Origin of the sequence: Microcella flavibacter, from assembly GCF_012530535.1 — a bacterium.
GTDB lineage: Bacteria > Actinomycetota > Actinomycetes > Actinomycetales > Microbacteriaceae > Microcella > Microcella flavibacter.
In genome coordinates this window covers 1307856-1324468 of the sequence record NZ_CP051299.1, presented here as the reverse complement: position 1 = coordinate 1324468, position 16613 = coordinate 1307856, and the positions used below count along the sequence as shown (strand labels likewise).

General features: G+C 73.4%; 12 protein-coding genes. 7 read left to right on the top strand and 5 right to left on the bottom strand.

Features of this window, described 5'->3' with window-relative positions; translation table 11 throughout:
• Positions 1-142: 142 nt before the first annotated feature.
• Together HGB54_RS06260 and HGB54_RS06255 are read right to left on the bottom strand one after the other, a co-directional pair.
• A complete protein-coding gene (locus HGB54_RS06260; RefSeq protein ID WP_168915675.1) occupies positions 143-1471 on the bottom strand; it encodes an MFS transporter in 1329 nt (442 codons plus the stop codon).
• 30 nt (positions 1472-1501) lie between these two features.
• The gene (locus HGB54_RS06255; RefSeq protein WP_168915674.1) at positions 1502-2425 is read right to left on the bottom strand and encodes a proteasome assembly chaperone family protein; all 924 of its coding nucleotides are present in this window, start codon (positions 2423-2425) and stop codon (positions 1502-1504) included.
• 126 nt (positions 2426-2551) lie between these two features.
• On the opposite strand from HGB54_RS06255, the gene HGB54_RS06250 reads away from it, so the two are divergent.
• From HGB54_RS06250 to sucB, 3 genes are all read left to right on the top strand, one after another.
• Complete coding sequence (locus HGB54_RS06250) at positions 2552-4054, top strand: leucyl aminopeptidase (RefSeq protein ID WP_168915673.1); 1503 nt, start codon at positions 2552-2554, stop codon at positions 4052-4054.
• Between the two features lie 98 nt (positions 4055-4152).
• Complete coding sequence (lpdA, locus tag HGB54_RS06245; RefSeq protein ID WP_168915672.1) at positions 4153-5526, top strand: dihydrolipoyl dehydrogenase; 1374 nt, start codon at positions 4153-4155, stop codon at positions 5524-5526.
• Positions 5527-5575: 49 nt separating this feature from the next.
• Complete coding sequence (gene sucB / locus HGB54_RS06240; RefSeq protein WP_168915671.1) at positions 5576-7228, top strand: 2-oxoglutarate dehydrogenase, E2 component, dihydrolipoamide succinyltransferase; 1653 nt, start codon at positions 5576-5578, stop codon at positions 7226-7228.
• On the opposite strand, the gene HGB54_RS06235 is transcribed toward sucB, so the two are convergent.
• On the bottom strand, positions 7225-8685 hold the full coding sequence (locus tag HGB54_RS06235; protein WP_168915670.1) for a serine/threonine-protein kinase: 1461 nt from the start codon (positions 8683-8685) through the stop codon (positions 7225-7227). The genes sucB and HGB54_RS06235 overlap by 4 nt on opposite strands.
• A 377-nt stretch (positions 8686-9062) precedes the next feature.
• Between HGB54_RS06235 and HGB54_RS06230 the strand changes: the two genes are divergently transcribed.
• Positions 9063-9776 (top strand): DUF4191 domain-containing protein, encoded by a 714-nt coding sequence (locus HGB54_RS06230; protein ID WP_168915669.1) that lies wholly within the window; start codon positions 9063-9065, stop codon positions 9774-9776.
• A gap of 12 nt (positions 9777-9788) precedes the next feature.
• Here HGB54_RS06230 and HGB54_RS06225 read toward each other — a convergent pair whose 3' ends face one another.
• Complete coding sequence (locus tag HGB54_RS06225) at positions 9789-10193, bottom strand: RDD family protein (RefSeq protein ID WP_168915668.1); 405 nt, start codon at positions 10191-10193, stop codon at positions 9789-9791.
• A gap of 119 nt (positions 10194-10312) precedes the next feature.
• On the opposite strand from HGB54_RS06225, the gene lipB reads away from it, so the two are divergent.
• From lipB to glnA, 3 genes are all read left to right on the top strand, one after another.
• Positions 10313-10984 carry a lipoyl(octanoyl) transferase LipB gene (lipB, locus tag HGB54_RS06220; RefSeq protein WP_168915667.1) on the top strand — a complete coding sequence of 224 codons (672 nt, stop codon included), beginning with the start codon at positions 10313-10315 and terminating at the stop codon, positions 10982-10984.
• On the top strand, positions 10981-11985 hold the full coding sequence (gene lipA, locus HGB54_RS06215; RefSeq protein ID WP_228545704.1) for a lipoyl synthase: 1005 nt from the start codon (positions 10981-10983) through the stop codon (positions 11983-11985). The genes lipB and lipA overlap by 4 nt, the downstream gene beginning before the upstream one ends.
• A 173-nt stretch (positions 11986-12158) precedes the next feature.
• A complete protein-coding gene (glnA, locus tag HGB54_RS06210; RefSeq protein ID WP_168915666.1) occupies positions 12159-13583 on the top strand; it encodes a type I glutamate--ammonia ligase in 1425 nt (474 codons plus the stop codon).
• 94 nt (positions 13584-13677) lie between these two features.
• Here glnA and HGB54_RS06205 read toward each other — a convergent pair whose 3' ends face one another.
• Positions 13678-16584, bottom strand: a complete 2907-nt coding sequence (locus tag HGB54_RS06205) for a bifunctional [glutamine synthetase] adenylyltransferase/[glutamine synthetase]-adenylyl-L-tyrosine phosphorylase (protein WP_168915665.1) — start codon at positions 16582-16584, stop codon at positions 13678-13680.
• Positions 16585-16613 lie beyond the last annotated feature (29 nt).

Here is a 16613-nt window from a genome sequence, read left to right as displayed (position 1 = left end):
CATCCCGCGGCGGAGCCGCCGGGCATTGCAGCCGGGAGACGCCGCCTCCGGGCAGAACAACGACCCATGTCAAGTCGCGGTGCTCGCGCGCTCTGCAGGAGAGCGATGCGGGCGGTGCGACCGACCGGGTCGTGAACCTCAATTATCGCACATCTTTGCGAGAGCGACGCGCACGTCGCCGGCGCACCATCGCGACCCACAGGGGCGCGACCGCGATGCCCTCGTCCTCCTGCAGGCGGCGCCGCGTGCGCCGTCGGGCCAGCAGCAGCGGCACGAGCGCCGCGGCGATGACCGGGAACTGGATCGCGAAGGCGATCCTCCAGTTCTCCCAGGCGTAGAGCTCGGCCGGCGCCGCGCCCGGGCTCAGCGCGTCGAGGGCCAGCCCGATCGCCAGCAGCAGCACGACCGAGATCGAGAACCCGCCCACGTTCACGAACCCCGATGCCGCGCCCTGGCTCGGGCCGGGGTTGAAGGTGCGCGCGAAATCGAAGCCGATGAGCGAGCCGGGGCCGCCGACCGCGATCACGACGAGCAGGCCGACGATCACCGCGAGCGGGGGCCGGTCCGGCCAGAGCAGGACGACCGCCCACGCCGCCCCCATCGCGGCGACGATGCCGAGCACGATGCTCGAGCGCCGGTACGGGAACCGCGCCGAGAGGAGCCCGATGACGGGCCCGATGAGAGCTCCGGCCACCACCACGATGCTCAGCAGCGCCGAGGCGAGGGTCGGTCCGTAACCGAGACCGACGGAGAGCGCCGGGAACCCCCACAGCATGACGAGCACCGTGCCGGGCGAGCCGCTGACGGCGTGGGCCCAGAACGCGAGTCGGGTGCCCGGGCGGCGCAGGGCATCCCTCAGCTGGCCGAGGGCGATCGCGAGCGAGGCCGCGCGCCCGCGCTCCGCCCCGGGAGGCGCGTCGCGCACGCCGAGCAGGACGGCGGCCGCGACCACCACCGAGACGGCCGCGAGGCCGAGGAAGGCCGGCTGCCACCCCGCGGTCGCGAGCACGGCCCCGAGCGGCACGGCGGAGAGCAGCTGCCCGCTCTGCCCCAGCGTGCCGACCCACTGCGACAGCACGGGGAGGCGGCGGGGGCTGAACCAGTGCCCGAGCAGGCGCAGCACCGAGATGAAGGTCATGGCGTCGCCGGCGCCGACGAGGATGCGCCCGAGCACCGCGACCGCGATATCGGGGGCGATCGCCAGCACGAGCTGCCCCGCCGCCATCACGACCGCGCCGATGCCGATGAGCGCCCGCGGGCCGAACCGGTCGACGAGCACGCCGACGGGGATCTGCAGCGTGGCGTAGACGAGCAGCTGCAGCACCGCGAGCGACGACAGGGCGGTCGCGTCGACGGCGAAGCGGTCGGTCGCGACGACGCCGGCGACGCTCAGCGAGGTGCGCTGGAGGATCGCCGTGACGTACGCGGCCCCGGCGATGACGAGCACGACGACGGCCCGACGGGAATCCACCGGATCAGCCTACGGCCGCGCGTCGGGCGCTCAGAGCTCCCGCTCGTCGTCCGTCGCGCGGCGCACGGCGAGGAAGTTCTCGAGCTCCGCGGCGATGGAGTCCGCGCTCGGCAGCTCGCCGTCCTCGTCCGTGAGCGGCGACCGCAGGGGGTTGTCCTCCATGTAGGAGTCGTGGCGCTCCTCGAGCGTGCCGACCAGGCGGGCGAGCTCGGGGTTGCCGTCGACCTGATCGTCGATCTTGCCGAGGAACTCCCGGCCCTCCTCGCGCAGCCGGTCGGTCGGGAAGAGCAGGCCCGTCGCGGCGGTCAGGCTCTCGAGCGCCGTGACGGCCGCGGAGGGGAACTCGGTGTCGCCGAGGTAGTGCGGCACGAGCAGCACGAACCCGGTCACGGGGTGCCCGCTGCCGTGCAGCCGGTGCTCGAGCAGGTGCATCGCGTTGCCGGGCGCCTGGGTGCGCGGGCGCCAGACCGAGAGCGCCTCGATGAGGTCCTCCCGACTGCCGCTCACCGTCACGCCGATCGGCCGGGTGTGCGGCACGGGCATGGGGATCGCGTGCACCCACGTGGTCGACGAGACCTCGAAGCGGTCGATGAGCGACCGCACCGCGGCGACGAACGCCTCCCAGTGGAAGTCGGGCTCGTAGCCGGTCAGCAGCAGGAAGGGTGCGCCGAGCTCGTCCTCGGCGAGGCGCAGGGCCAGGGAGGGCATCCGGAACTCGGTGATGCGCGTCTCGTCGAAGACGATCACCGGCCGGCGGGCGCGCCAGTCGAGCAGCTCGTCGTTGTCGAAGACGGCCAGGTCGCGGTGCTCGAGCTCGTCGAGCAGGTACTCGGAGACCTGCGCGACGGCTCCGCCCGCGTCGGAGAACCCGGTGAGGCCCGCGACGAGCGGAAGACCGCGCGGAACCTCGTCGTCGCCGGGCAGGAGGCGGTAGAGGTTGTCGGGATCGCGCATGCCTCAATGCTAGGTCGACCCCGGTGCCGGTCCCGCGCCGCGCGCACCTGCCGACAGCGAACAGGCGGTGCGGGATGCCCGGCGCACGGCCCGTCGCCTCATCCGCCCCGCTCTACGATGGAGCCCATGACCTGCCCCTCCCTCGCCGTCACGTCCTCCCCCGCCGCCGACCTCGAGGCCGACCTGCTCGTCGTCGGCGTGGTCTCGACGCCCGAGGGCCCCGCCCTCGCCGGAGCGGAGGACGCGCGCCTCTCCCCCCTCGCCGCGTCGCTCGGCGCACTGGGCATCACGGGCGCCGCCGACGAGACCGCGCGCCACCCGTCCCCGGAGGGCGTCGCCGCCGCGGCGGTGCTCCTCGTCGGGCTCGGCTCCTCCCCGACCGCGGACTCGCTCCGCAGCGCCGCCGGCTCGGCCGCACGCGCCGCGGCCGGCGCCGAGCGCCTCGCCCTCGCGCTGCCGACGGCCGATGCGGCCCAGGTGCAGGCCGTGCTCGAGGGCGCCGCCCTCGGCGGCTACCGCTACACGGCCTACCGCTCGGGCGAGCAGAAGCCCGCGCTCGCGCGGGTCGAGCTGAGCTCGGCGGTCGACGACGCCGCGGCGGCGGCCGAGACCGCCGAGGCGGTCGCCGAGGCGGTCGTCGCCGTGCGCGACCTCGTCAACACGCCGCCCAACGACCTCTACCCCGCGAGCTTCGCGGCCCGCGCGCACGAGCTCGCCGAGGGCCTGCCCGTCGAGATCCAGGAGTGGGACGTGCCGGCGCTGCAGGAGGGCGGCTTCGGCGGCATCCTCGGCGTCGGGCAGGGCTCCTCGCGCCCGCCCCGCCTCGTGGCGGTGCGCTACGCCCCGGAGGGCGCCGAGCAGCACCTCGCCCTCGTGGGCAAGGGCATCACCTTCGACTCGGGCGGCCTCTCCCTCAAGCCGCCGGCCGCGATGGTCGGCATGAAGTACGACATGACCGGCGCCGCCACCGTGCTCGGCGTGACGCTCGCGATCGCGCGACTCGGGCTGCCCATCCGCGTGACGGCCTGGCTCTGCCTGGCCGAGAACCTGCCCTCCTCGACCGCCATGCGCCCGAACGACGTGCTGACCATCCGCGGCGGAACCACGGTCGAGGTGCTCAACACCGACGCCGAGGGCCGCCTCGTGCTCGCCGACGGCCTCGTCGCCGCGAGCGAGGAGCACCCCGACGCCATCGTCGACGTGGCGACGCTCACGGGCGCGGCGCGGGTCGCGCTCGGCGACCGCTACGCGGGCCTCATGGGCGACGACGCGCTCGTCGGCCGCGTCCAGGAGGCCGCCGCGGCGACGGGCGAGCTCGTGTGGCCGATGCCGCTGCCGGCCGACCTGCGCTCCATCATCTCGAGCGAGATCGCCGACATCGCCAACGCGAAGCCGGGCAACACCGCCGCGGGGATGCTCATCGCGGGCGTCTTCCTGCAGGAGTTCGTCGGACGCACAGGGGACGCCCAGGATGCGCCGCGCATCCCCTGGGCCCACCTCGACATCGCCGGACCGGCCAACAACGGCACCGCGGCGTACGGGCACACCCCCAAGGGCCCGTCGGGCGTGACGGTGCGGCTGCTCGTGGAGCTCGCCCGCGGACTCGCCGACAGCGGCCTGCAGCGGTAGTAGGCTCATTTCCTGGCGCGCGGAACCGCGTGCCGCTCTCCAGGCCGACGTGCCACCCATGGGTCGGCCCCGCACGCATCCACAAGGGAGACTCCTCGGTGTCGGAACAGAACTTTGACCTGGTCATCCTCGGTGCCGGGAGCGGCGGCTACGCCGCGGCCCTGCGCGCGAGCCAGCTCGGCATGACCGTCGGGCTGATCGAGAAGAGCAAGGTCGGGGGCACCTGCCTGCACGTGGGGTGCATCCCCACCAAGGCGCTGCTGCACGCCGGCGAGATCGCCGACGCCGCGCGCGACTCCGCCCGGTTCGGCGTCAAGGCCACTCTCGAAGGCATCGACGTGCCCGCCGTGAACGCGTACCGCGACGGCATCGTGGCCAGCAAGTACAAGGGCCTGCAGGGTCTCATCAAGGCGCGCGGCATCACGACCATCGAGGGCGAGGGCCGCCTCACGTCGCCCACGACCGTGCAGGTCGGCGAGCACACGATCACGGGTAAGAACGTGATCCTCGCCACCGGCTCGTACTCGCGCTCGCTGCCGGGCCTCGAGATCGGCGGCCGGGTCATCACGTCCGAGCAGGCGCTCCAGCTCGACTACGTTCCGAAGAAGGTCGCCGTCCTCGGCGGCGGTGTCATCGGCGTCGAGTTCTCCAGCGTCTGGCGCTCCTTCGGTGCCGAGGTCGTCATCATCGAGGCGCTCCCCCACCTCGTGCCGAATGAGGACGAGGCGATCTCGAAGCAGTTCGAGCGCGCGTACCGCAAGCGCGGCATCGAGTTCAAGCTCGGCGTGCGCTTCCAGGGCGTCACGCAGAACGAGAACGGCGTCGTCATCACCCTCGAGAGCGGCGAGACGATCGAGGCCGACCTCCTGCTGGTCGCCGTGGGCCGCGGCCCCTCGACCGCGAACATGGGCTTCGAGGAGGTCGGCGTCACGATGGATCGCGGCTTCGTGCTCACCGATGAGCGACTGCGCACGAACATCCCGGGCGTCTACGCCGTCGGCGACATCGTGCCCGGCCTGCAGCTCGCGCACCGCGGCTTCCAGCACGGCATCTTCGTCGCCGAGGAGATCGCCGGGCTCAACCCCGTCGTCATCAGCGACGTTGACATCCCCAAGGTCACCTACAGCGAGCCCGAGGTCGCCTCGGTCGGCCTCAGCGAGGCGAAGGCCAAGGAGAAGCACGGCGCCGACGCCATCGCGACCTACGACTACAACCTCGCGGGCAACGGCAAGAGCCACATCCTCGAGACCGCCGGATCGATCAAGGTCGTCCGCGTCGTCGACGGCCCCGTCGTCGGCGTGCACATGATCGGTGCGCGCGTGGGCGAGCTCATCGGCGAGGCCCAGCTCGCCGTGAACTGGGAGGCGCACCCGGAGGACATCGCTCCGCTGCTCCACGCGCACCCCACCCAGAACGAGGCGCTCGGCGAGGCCTTCCTCGCGCTCGCCGGCAAGCCCCTGCACGGCATCTGAGCCGCGTCCATAAGCTGAATCACTACAGGTCTTCAAAGGAGCATCACTGATGAGCGAATCCGTCAACCTCCCGGCGCTCGGCGAGAGCGTCACCGAGGGCACGGTCACCCGCTGGCTGAAGAACGTGGGCGACCGCGTCGAGGTCGACGAGCCCCTGCTCGAGGTCTCGACCGACAAGGTCGACACCGAGATCCCCTCGCCCGTCGCGGGCGTGATCGAGGAGATCCTCGTCGCCGAGGATGAGACCGTCGAGGTGGGCACCCCCCTGGTGCGCATCGGCGACGGCGCCTCCGGCGGTGGGGATGCCCCCGCCGAGCCCGCGGCAGCCGAGCCCGCGGCCGAGGCGGCCCCGGCGGAGCAGCCCGCGCCCGAGCAGCCCGCCGAGGCCCCTGCCGCGCCCGCCGAGCAGCCGGCCGCTCCTGCCGAGGCCCCCGCCGCGCCCGCCGAGCAGCCGGCCGCTCCTGCCGAAGCCCCCGCCGCTCCCGCCGAGCAGCCGGCCGCCCCGGCGGAAGCCCCCGCGGCGGAGCCCTCGGCGCCCGTGCAGCCCTCGACCGAGCAGCCCGTCGAGGCCGAGCAGCCCGCCCCCGCGGCCGCACCCCCCGCCGCTGCTCCGCCGGCAGCGGCGCCCCCGGCTGCGGCCCCGCCCGCCGCCGCGCCTCCCGCCGCGGCCCCGCCCGCAGCAGCGGCTCCCGCCCCGCCGGCGAGTGCTCCCGCACAGCCGGCTGCGGCGCCCGAGGCCCCCGCCCCGGCCGAGCCGGCGGCCGCTCCGGCACCCGCGCACTCCGACGCTCCGGCGGGCGGCAACGCCGGCTACATCACCCCGATCGTGCGCAAGCTCGCGCAGGAGAAGGGCGTCGACCTCTCCTCGCTCACGGGCACGGGCGTCGGCGGACGGATCCGTCGTCAGGACGTCATCGCCGCCGCCGAGAGCGCGTCGAGCGCCCCCGCCGCGGCCGCTCCGGCCCGCACCGAGGTCGAGAGCTCCCCGCTGCGCGGCACCACGGTGAAGATGTCGCGTCTGCGCAAGGTCATCGCCGAGCGCGCCGTCGCCTCGATGCAGTCGACGGCGCAGCTCACCTCGGTGGTCGAGGTCGACGTCACGAAGGTCGCCGCGCTGCGCGTGGCGGTCAAGGACGCGTTCCTCGCCGAGACCGGCGTGAAGCTCTCCTTCCTCCCCTTCTTCGCGAAGGCGGCCACGGAGGCCCTCAAGTCCTTCCCAATCATCAACGCCACCGTCGACGGCGACTCGATCGTGTACCCCGAGACCGAGAACCTCTCGATCGCGGTGGACACCGAGCGCGGCCTGCTCACCCCCGTCGTCCGCGACGCGGGCGAGAAGAGCATCGCCGACCTCGCGAAGGACATCGCCGACCTCGCGACGCGCACCCGCGACAACCAGCTCAAGCCCGACGAGCTCGCCGGCGGCACGTTCACGCTGACCAACACGGGCTCGCGCGGCGCGCTGTTCGACACCCCGGTCGTCTTCCTGCCGCAGGTCGCCATCCTCGGCACCGGCGTGGTCGTGAAGAAGCCCGCCGTCGTGACGGTGGACGGCGCGGACGCGATCGCGATCCGCTCGACGGTCTTCCTCGCCCTGTCGTACGACCACCGCATCGTCGACGGCGCCGACGCCGCCCGCTTCCTCACCGCGGTCAAGAACCGCCTCGAGGAGGCCGACTTCGACGGGGATCTCGGCATCTAGTCGAGCACCGATCGGATGCGCCACCCGGCCTCGCTCCTCATCACGAGGAGCGAGGCCGTTCGCGTCCCCGCCTCGTCGATGAGGTCGATGAGCGCTGCCGAGCCGAGGCGGTCGACGACCACGGCCTCGCTCGGAGCGGGCGACAGCACCCCGTCCGCCGCCGTGCCGGTGGGCGCGGCGAGCTGCTCGGCCGCCGCCGATCCGGGCTGCACCACGCCGGAGGCGCACCGCTCCTGATCGCCGCCGGCGAGCACCTCCGTACGGCAGGCGCTCCAGCGCGCGGCGAGCTCGATGACGAGCCCGATCCACTCCTCCGGCGGGGGCTCGGCGCCGGAGTCCGCGCTCGCGCTCCCCGCGCCGGCCTCGGCCGGGGAGGAGGTGCCCTCCGGAGCGGCGTCGTCCGAGGCGGACGCCCCGCTCATCGCACCGTCGGCGTCCCCCTCCGGCCCGGCGGGAGCCTCGACCGTCGAGGACGAGGACGGTGACACGGAGGGCGGCGAGGCGCTGCCGGGGTCGTCGCCGTCGAGAGCCAGCAACGCGATCGCGGCGAGCAGCGCGAGTCCGCCTCCGGCACCGACGAGCACGACGGACCGCCGGGGTCGCGCCGTGGCAGAGCGCCGGGACGTCCGGTCGCGCCCACCGGGCGCCGCCGCGCTCCGCTCGGAGGATGCCGCTGCCGCCCGTCGGCGCGGCCCCGGACGGCGCGTCGCCGCCGTCGGCCGCGGGGATCCGCGCAGGGGGTCGATGAGGGCCGGAGGGAGGCCGAGGTCGTCGAGCACCCGCAGCACCGTCGCGCGCAGGCCGCTCGTGCTGCTCGGCTCCGGAGGCTCGGCCGCCGGGCCGGTCGACTCGACGCGGTCGCCCCCGGCACCGACCGCGCGAGGGGACCGATCGACGGCGCGCTCGGGCACGGCGAGCTCGAGCACGAGCGGGGCCGGGCGTGCGGCGTCGAAGAGCGCCCGCTCGAGGGCGAGGGGGTCCTCGACGCTCCCGAGCGCGTCGAGCAGGGCATCCCGACGGCCCGATCGGACCGCCCCGACCACCTGCTCGCCCAGCGATCGCAGCCCCGCGAGATCGGCGAGGATGCCCGGCTCCTGCCGGCGGAAGCGCTGCGGCAGCGGCGGGGCGGCGACGAGGCCGCTCAGCGCGGTCAGGACGGGAGCGCCGTCGGCGCCGATGCGCACGCCCGCGGGATTCCAGCGGCCGACCACGACCCCGACCTCGTGCAGCTCCTGCAGCAGCTCGGCGAGCGGCACGAGCACGGTGACGGCCTCGCCCGGGTCCAGGGCGCCGTTCCGCGCGGCGAGCAGGTCGTCGAGGCTCGGCCCGACGACGGCGTCGAGCACGGGGACGACGCGCCCGTCGGTCCCCGTGGCGAGATCGCGCAGGGCGACGAGATGGCGCGAGCGCAGGCGCGACAGGCACTCGACCTCGGCATCGATTCGCGCGTCGTGCACCCCATCGCGATAGCACCGCAGCGCCACGCTTCGCTCGTCGCCCCGGGCGAGGAGGACCGTCGCGGTGGCGCCCCCGCCGAGACGGCGCACGACGCGGTAGCCGCCGACGGACGCGGGCGCGGTGGTCGCGGGGACCAGGACCGCGCTCCCCCGTCCTGCCCCGCCGGCGCTCGGGGCGGCCGGCTGCGCGGCGGGTCGTCGGCGGAACCGCGGCGAGGGAGCGGGATGGCGGGAGGAGCGGCGGGGCGGCGCGGGGTCGGACATGGGCGCAGGGTGCCGCGCTGCGCGGGCGGACGCGCGAGGAACGCGCGCCGGTGGGGACGGACGGCTCGCACTCCTCGTCGGTGAGGAGCGGCGCTGGGCAGTATCCTGGGGGCATGGCCCGCAGCTCCGCACCCTCCTCCCCCGCCAAGGAACCCGGCCGGATGAAGCAGATGGGGCAGGTCTTCCAGATGACCCGCCGCAACGACAAGGCGGCGCTGCCGCTCATGCTCCTCTGGACGATCCTCCCCGTCGTCGCCGGCATCCTGCTGGCCGCGTTCGTCTCGAGCGGCAACATCATCGGGCAGGTGCTGTACGTCATCGCCGGCATCATGGGCGGCATCCTCGGCTTCCTCCTCGTGCTCGGCCGGCGTGCCGAGCGCGTCGCCTACCGGCAGATCTCGGGGCAGCCCGGCGCCGTGGGCGCGGTGCTCAAGAGCGCGCTGCGGCGCGCCTGGCAGGCCGGCGAGATGCCCGTCGCCGTGAGCCCCCGCACGCAGGACGCCGTCTACCGCGCCGTCGGCAAGCCCGGGGTGGTGCTCATCGGCGAGGGGCCGCGGTCGCGCACGAAGCGGATGCTCGAGGACGAGCAGCGCAACGTGAAGCGCATCGTGCCGAACGTGCCCGTGCACATCATCCACGTGGGCCCCGACGCCGACAGCGTGCCCCTGGAGAAGCTGCCGAAGTCGATCACCCGCATCAAGAAGGCGATCTCGAAGGCCGAGGTCTACGCCGTCTCGAACCGCCTGAACTCGCTCAGCAAGGCGAGTTCGCTGCCGATCCCCAAGGGCATCGACCCGACGAAGGCGCGGGCGCCGAAGCCCCGCTAGCCCCGCCTTCGGTCAGCGGCGCAGCAGGATGGTGCCGACGGCCCGATCGTGGAGCCCGCGCTGATCCTGGTCCCAGATCATCGCGGGGATGAGCAGCGTCAGCAGCACGGCGCGGATGATCGGCTTCACGACGCCGAGGCGACCGCCCTCGATGCGCTGCAGCCGCATCCCCAGCACGAGGTGCCCCGCGCTCGCGTTGATGCCGACCGTCAGCAGGATCTGCATCCCGAGGAAGATCAGCTGCATCGCGACCGGGTTGTACTGGAAGAACACGACCGAGAGCACGACCGCGATGCCCCAGTCGATCGCGATCGCGCCGAGTCGGCGGCCGAGCCGGGCGATCGAGCGCGGGCCGGACTCGGGAAGCCCGAGGCGCTTGCCGGGCCAGGTGGGGGGCGTGGCGGGTGCGGTGGTCACGCTCACGATCGTAGGGCGGCGCGCCCTCGGCATTCTGTGCGGGCCGCGGCGAGCATCCCCCGCCCCGCCGGGCCGAGGCCGCGCGGGCGCACCCAGCATCGCGACGTAGACTCGGCCTCGTGATCGACTTCGTCGACACGGGGCTAAGCGCCAACTCCGTGCCGTACCTGTCGGGTCTCGAGCAGCAGCGTGCTCTGCACGTCGCCGTCGTCGAGGGCCGGGCGCCCGATACCGTCATGCTGCTCGAGCACGAGAGCGTGTACACGGCCGGCAAGCGCACCGAGCCCCACGAGCGGCCGACCGACGGCACCCCCGTCATCGACGTCGACCGCGGCGGCAAGATCACCTGGCACGGCCCGGGCCAGCTCGTCGGCTACCCGATCATCCGCCTGCCCGAGCCCGTCGACGTCGTGCGCTACGTGCGCGCGCTCGAGGGAATGCTCATCGCCGTCCTCGAAGATCTCGGCGTCGCGGGCGCGGGCCGCGTCGAGGGCCGCAGCGGCGTCTGGATGCGCGGCACCGACAAGATCGCCGCGATCGGCATCCGCGTGGCGCACGGCGTGACCATGCACGGCTTCAGCCTCAACTGCAGCAACGGCTTCGACGCCTACTCGGCCATCGTCGCCTGCGGGCTCGCCGACGCGGGCGCCACCTCCATCACCCGGGAGCTCGGCCGCACGGTCGACCCCGCCGAGGCCGCCGCGCTCGTGCGCGCGCGCTTCACCGAGCACGTCCTCCTCCCCCTCGGCCGCCCGTCGGCCGCCCCGACCCTCTCTGGAGCCCCCTCATGACCGCCGTGCACCCCACCGCCCCCGTCGAGGGCCGCAAGATGCTGCGCCTCGAGGTGCGCAATGCCGCCACCCCCATCGAGAAGAAGCCGGACTGGATCAAGACCCGCGCGAAGATGGGGCCCGAGTACACCGAGCTGCGCGCGCTCGTGAACGAGAACTCCCTGCACACCGTGTGCCAGGAGGCCGGCTGCCCGAACATCTACGAGTGCTGGGAGGACCGCGAGGCCACCTTCCTCATCGGCGGCAGCCAGTGCACCCGCCGCTGCGACTTCTGCCAGATCGACACCGGCAAGCCCTCCGACTACGACCGCGACGAACCCCGGCGCGTCGCCGAGAGCGTGCGCGAGATGCAGCTGCGCTACGCGACCGTGACGGGCGTCGCCCGCGACGACCTGCCCGACGAGGGCGCCTGGCTGCACGCCGAGACCGTACGGCTCATCCACGAGACGAACCCCGGCACGGGCGTCGAGATCCTGGCGACCGACTTCTCGGGCAACCCCGAGCTGCTGCGGGTCGTGTTCGAGTCGCAGCCGGAGGTCTTCGCGCACAACGTGGAGACCGTGCCGCGCCTGTTCAAGAGCATCCGGCCCGCGTTCCGCTACGAGCGCTCGCTCGACGTGATCTCGCAGGCCCGCGCCTTCGGCCTCATCACCAAGTCGAACCTCATCCTCGGCATGGGCGAGACGCGCGAGGAGATCTCGCAGGCCCTGCGCGACCTGCACGACGCGGGCACCGACATCATCACGATCACCCAGTACCTGCGCCCCACCCCGCGCCACCACCCCATCGACCGCTGGCTCAAGCCCGCCGAGTTCGTCGAGATCAAGGAGGAGGCAGACGAGATCGGGTTCCTCGGCGTGCTCGCCGGTCCGCTCGTGCGCTCCAGCTACCGCGCGGGGCGCCTGTGGGCGCAGTCGATGACCGCGAAGGGGCGGCCGATCCCGGATGCCCTGCGCGGGCTCGCCGTGTCGACCGAGCCCTTCGCCCAGGCCGTCGGCTGAGCATCCCGCCCCCGCTCGATGACGTCGACGGCCCCGCCGGTCGCGGCGTTGTCGAGCGGGATTCGGCGTAACATCCCCGAAACAAACGGGACACCGAGGGGAAACCGCCTCTGCGTACCCTCGGGTGAGGTTGCGATCGCATCCTTCCGGTACCCACCCAGGAGACCCATCACATGTTTAGTGATTCTTCCGAGGTCCTGAAGTTCATCAAGGACACCGACGTCAAGTTCCTCGACATCCGATTCACCGACCTTCCGGGCGTGCAGCAGCACTTCAACATCCCCGCCTCGACGGTCGACGAGGAGTTCTTCTCGGTCGGACAGCTCTTCGACGGCTCCTCGATCCGCGGCTTCGCGTCGATCCACGAGTCCGACATGCAGCTCATCCCCGACGTCACCACGGCGTACGTCGACCCCTTCCGCGTCGAGCGCACGCTCATCATGGTCTTCGACATCTACAACCCGCGCACCGGCGAGATCTACAGCCGCGACCCGCGCCAGGTCGCCAAGAAGGCCGAGAAGTACCTCGCCTCGACCGGCATCGCCGACACCGCCTTCTTCGCCCCCGAGGCGGAGTTCTACATCTTCGACGACGTGCGCTACGAGACGAAGCAGAACGCGAGCTTCTTCTCCGTCGACTCGGAGGAGGGCGCCTGGAACACCGGTCGCGTCGAGGAGGGCGGCAACCTCGCCAACAAGACCCCCTACAAGGGCGGCTACTTCCCCGTCTCCCCCGTCGACAAGCAGGCCGACCTGCGTGACGACATCAGCCTCAAGCTGATCGACGCGGGCCTCATCCTCGAGCGCGCACACCACGAGGTCGGCACCGGCGGCCAGGCCGAGATCAACTATCGCTTCGACACCATGGTGCACGCGGCCGACGACATCCTGAAGTTCAAGTACATCGTGAAGAACACGGCCGAGCAGTGGGGCAAGACCGCCACGTTCATGCCGAAGCCCCTCTTCGGCGACAACGGCTCGGGCATGCACACCCACCAGTCGCTGTGGAACGACGGCACCCCGCTGTTCTACGACGAGAACGGCTACGGCGGCCTGAGCGACCTCGCCCGCTGGTACATCGGCGGCCTGCTCAAGCACGCCCCCGCCGTGCTCGCCTTCACGAACCCGACGCTGAACTCGTACCGCCGCCTCATCCCCGGCTTCGAGGCCCCCGTCAACCTCGTCTACTCGGCGGGCAACCGCTCGGCCGCGATCCGCATCCCCATCACGGGCACGAACCCGAAGGCCAAGCGCATCGAGTTCCGCGCGCCCGACGCCTCGGGCAACCCGTACCTCGCCTTCGCGGCGCAGATGATGGCGGGCCTCGACGGCATCCTCAACAAGATCGAGCCGCACGAGCCCGTCGACAAGGACCTCTACGAGCTGCCGCCCGAGGAGGCCAAGAGCATCCCCCAGGTGCCCGCGACGCTCTCCGGCGCTCTCGACGCGCTCGAGGCCGACCACGAGTTCCTGCTACAGGGCGGCGTGTTCACCAAGGACCTCATCGAGACCTGGATCGCGTACAAGCGCGAGAAGGAGATCCTGGCGGCCGCGCAGCGCCCGACGCCCATCGAGTACGAGCTGTACTACTCGGTCTGATCGACCGCTCGACCCGCGAGGGCCGCATCCCGTCCATCGGGGTGCGGCCCTCGCGCCGTTCCCGGCGATCGATGCGCGGGATGCTCCGCCGCCGTCACCCGTAGAAGCAGCGCTCGAACACCTGCCGGGCGAGCCGCGTCGTGCGCAGGTAGTCCTCCTCGAGCTGCGAGGCGCTGCCGGCCGGATACCGCAGCAGCCGCGCGACGCCGTCGAGCTGCCCGCGCTCGGTCGGCAGCACGTCGACGGTCTTCGCGCTCCACAGCGTCATGGCCGAGCGGGCGCGCGAGGCGATGAGCCACGCCTCGCGCAGGCGCGCGGCCTCGTCCGCGGGCAGCAGCCCGGCGTCGACGAGCGCCGCGAGGGCGCGCAGCGTCGAGGTCGTGCGCAGCGCGGGCACCTCGGCCGCGTGGCCGAGCTGCAGCAGCTGCACGCACCACTCGACGTCGCTGAGCGAGCCGCGGCCGAGCTTGAGGTGCCGGCGGGAGTCGGCGCCCTGGGGCAGCCGCTCCGACTCGATGCGGGCCTTCATGCGGCGGATCTCGCGCGCGGCCGACTCCTCGAGCTGCGCCGGGTACCGCACCTCGTCGGCGAGGGCGGTGAACGCCTCGATGAGAGGAGCATCCCCCACGACGCCGCAGGCGCGCAGCAGGGCCTGCGCCTCCCACGTCAACGACCAGCGGTCGTAGTAGGCGCGGTACGAGTCCAGCGAGCGCACGAGCGGTCCGGTCTTGCCCTCGGGGCGCAGCCCCGCATCGAGGTCGAGCGGCAGGCGCAGATCCTCGCTGAGGCGGGTGATGTCGCGCACGACCTGCTCGGCGCGCTGCTGGGCCTGGTCGCCCGCACCGACGTCGCGGTAGACGTACATCACGTCGAGGTCCGAGCCGAAGCCGAGCTCGCCGCCGCCGTACCGCCCCATCGCGATGACGGCGAACTCGATGCCGTCGCCGTAGCGGTGCGCGAGCGAGAGCAGCCCCGTGAGCAGCGCCGTGGCGATGTCGCTGAGCGCCCGGCCGAGCTCGTCGACCGTGATGACGTCGAGGATGGCCGCGAGCGCGGTGCGGAGGATCTCGCGGCGGCGGGCGGTGCGGAGGGCGCCGGCCGCCGCGGCGTCGTCGCCGCCGTGCCGGGCGACCGTGGCGCGCGCCTCGTCGAGCAGGGCATCCAGCGATCGGGGGCGCAGCTCCTCCTCGTTCTCGAGCCAGGCCGCGCCCTCGGGGATGCGGCGGAACAGCTCGCCGACGAACCGCGAGCCGGCGAGCACGCTCGTGAGCCGCTGGGCGGCCCCGGAGGAGTCGCGCAGCATGCGCAGGAACCAGTAGGTCTCGCCGAGATCCTCGCTGAGGCGGCGGAAGGCGAGCAGGCCGTAGTCGGGGTCGGCGCCGTCGGAGAGCCACTGCAGGATGACGGGGAGGAGCGTGCGCTGGATGGCGGCGCTCCGCGAGACGCCGCCGGAGAGCGCGGCGATGTGGCGCAGCGCGCCGGCCGGATCGACGAAGCCGATCGCGGCGAGCCGCGCCTCGGCCTGGGCGCTCGTGAGGCTGAGATCCTGATCGGGCAGGGCCGCGACCGCCGAGAGCAGCGGACGGTAGAACAGCTTCTCGTGCAGGCTGCGCACCGCGGCGCGGGTCTGCTGCCAGCGCACCGAGAGCTCGTCGGCCGTCGCGAGGGCACCGGTCGCGCGGGCGATCACCCGCAGCTTGTCGGGATCGCGGGGCATGAGGTGCGTGCGGCGCAGCCCGTCGAGCTGCAGCCGGTGCTCGATGACGCGCAGCAGCCGGTAGTCGCCCGAGAACTCGGCGGCCTCGGCGCGGCCGATGTAGCCGTGCTCGGCGAGGGCGGCGAGCGCCCCCAGCGTGTCGGGCTGGCGCACGCGGTCGTCGGCGTGCCCGTGCACGAGCTGCAGCAGCTGGATCGTGAACTCGACGTCGCGCAGGCCGCCGGGGCCGAGCTTCAGCTGCTGATCGACCTCGTCGGCGGGGATGTTCGCGGTGACGCGCTCGCGCATGCCCTGCACCGAGGCCACGAAGCCCTCGCGCTGCGAGGACTGCCAGACCAGCGGGCCGATCGTCGCGAGGTAGCGCTCCCCCAGCTCGGCGTCGCCCGCGAGCGGGCGCGCCTTCAGCAGGGCCTGGAACTCCCAGCTCTTCGCCCAGCGCTCGTAATAGGCCTTGTGCGAGTCGAGGCTGCGCACGAGGGCGCCGTCCTTGCCCTCCGGCCGCAGGTTCGCGTCGACCTCCCAGAGGCCCGGCTCGATGCCCGCCTCCTGGATGTTGCGGGCCGTCGCGCTCGCCAGCCGCGTCGCGATCTCCACAGCCCGCGGCGTCTCCACCGCCTCCGAGCCCTCGGCGACGTAGATGACGTCGACGTCGCTCACGTAGTTGAGCTCGCGGGCGCCCGCCTTGCCCATGCCGATGATCGACAGGCGCACGCCCGCGAGCTCCTCCGCCGGCAGCGGCGAGGCGGCGCGCGCCGCGTCGAGGGCGGCGTCGAGCGCGGCCCCCGCCAGGTCCGCGAGGGCGGCACCCACGGCGGGCATGGCGGTGAGGGGGTCGGGATGCTCGAGATCCCAGGCCGCGAGGCGCAGCAGGTGGTGCCGGTACCGCACGCGCAGCGCGACCACGCCCTGCTCCGGGCTCGGCGCGGCCGCGACGGCGGCGCGCAGATCGTCGCGGTAGCCCTGGGCGGTGAGCGGCTCCGGCAGGGGCACCCGGAGGGCGCGCAGCTCGGCCGGGCGCCGGCGCAGGAAGTCGGCCAGGCCCTCGCTGGCGCCCAGCACCCGCAGGAGGCGGGCGCACCACTGCTCGTCGTCGAGCACCTCGGCGAGAGCATCCCGATGCTGCTCGTCGAGGCGCCGCAGCAGCCGCAGCGCGCGGTCGGGGTCGGCGGCGAGCGCGAAGGCCTCCAGGTGCCGCTCGTAGCCGCCGAGCGCGTCGCGGGCGTCGCTGAGCTCGGCGAAGCCCAGGCGGGCGAGCTCCGTGAGCGTCAGCGTCGATCGCGTCATGGCGGTGGCAGGCGGCGGCGCGGGGCCGC

What these genes read in the sequence shown, in the direction of transcription:
- HGB54_RS06255 (WP_168915674.1), bottom strand. Translation starts at nt 2,425, where the DNA reads ATGCGCGATCCCGACAACCTCTACCGCCTCCTGCCCGGCGACGACGAG.
- HGB54_RS06250 (WP_168915673.1), top strand. Translation starts at nt 2,552, where the DNA reads ATGACCTGCCCCTCCCTCGCCGTCACGTCCTCCCCCGCCGCCGACCTC.
- sucB (WP_168915671.1), top strand. Translation starts at nt 5,576, where the DNA reads ATGAGCGAATCCGTCAACCTCCCGGCGCTCGGCGAGAGCGTCACCGAG.
- HGB54_RS06230 (WP_168915669.1), top strand. Translation starts at nt 9,063, where the DNA reads ATGGCCCGCAGCTCCGCACCCTCCTCCCCCGCCAAGGAACCCGGCCGG.
- lipA (WP_228545704.1), top strand. Translation starts at nt 10,981, where the DNA reads ATGACCGCCGTGCACCCCACCGCCCCCGTCGAGGGCCGCAAGATGCTG.
- glnA (WP_168915666.1), top strand. Translation starts at nt 12,159, where the DNA reads ATGTTTAGTGATTCTTCCGAGGTCCTGAAGTTCATCAAGGACACCGAC.
- HGB54_RS06205 (WP_168915665.1), bottom strand. Translation starts at nt 16,584, where the DNA reads ATGACGCGATCGACGCTGACGCTCACGGAGCTCGCCCGCCTGGGCTTC.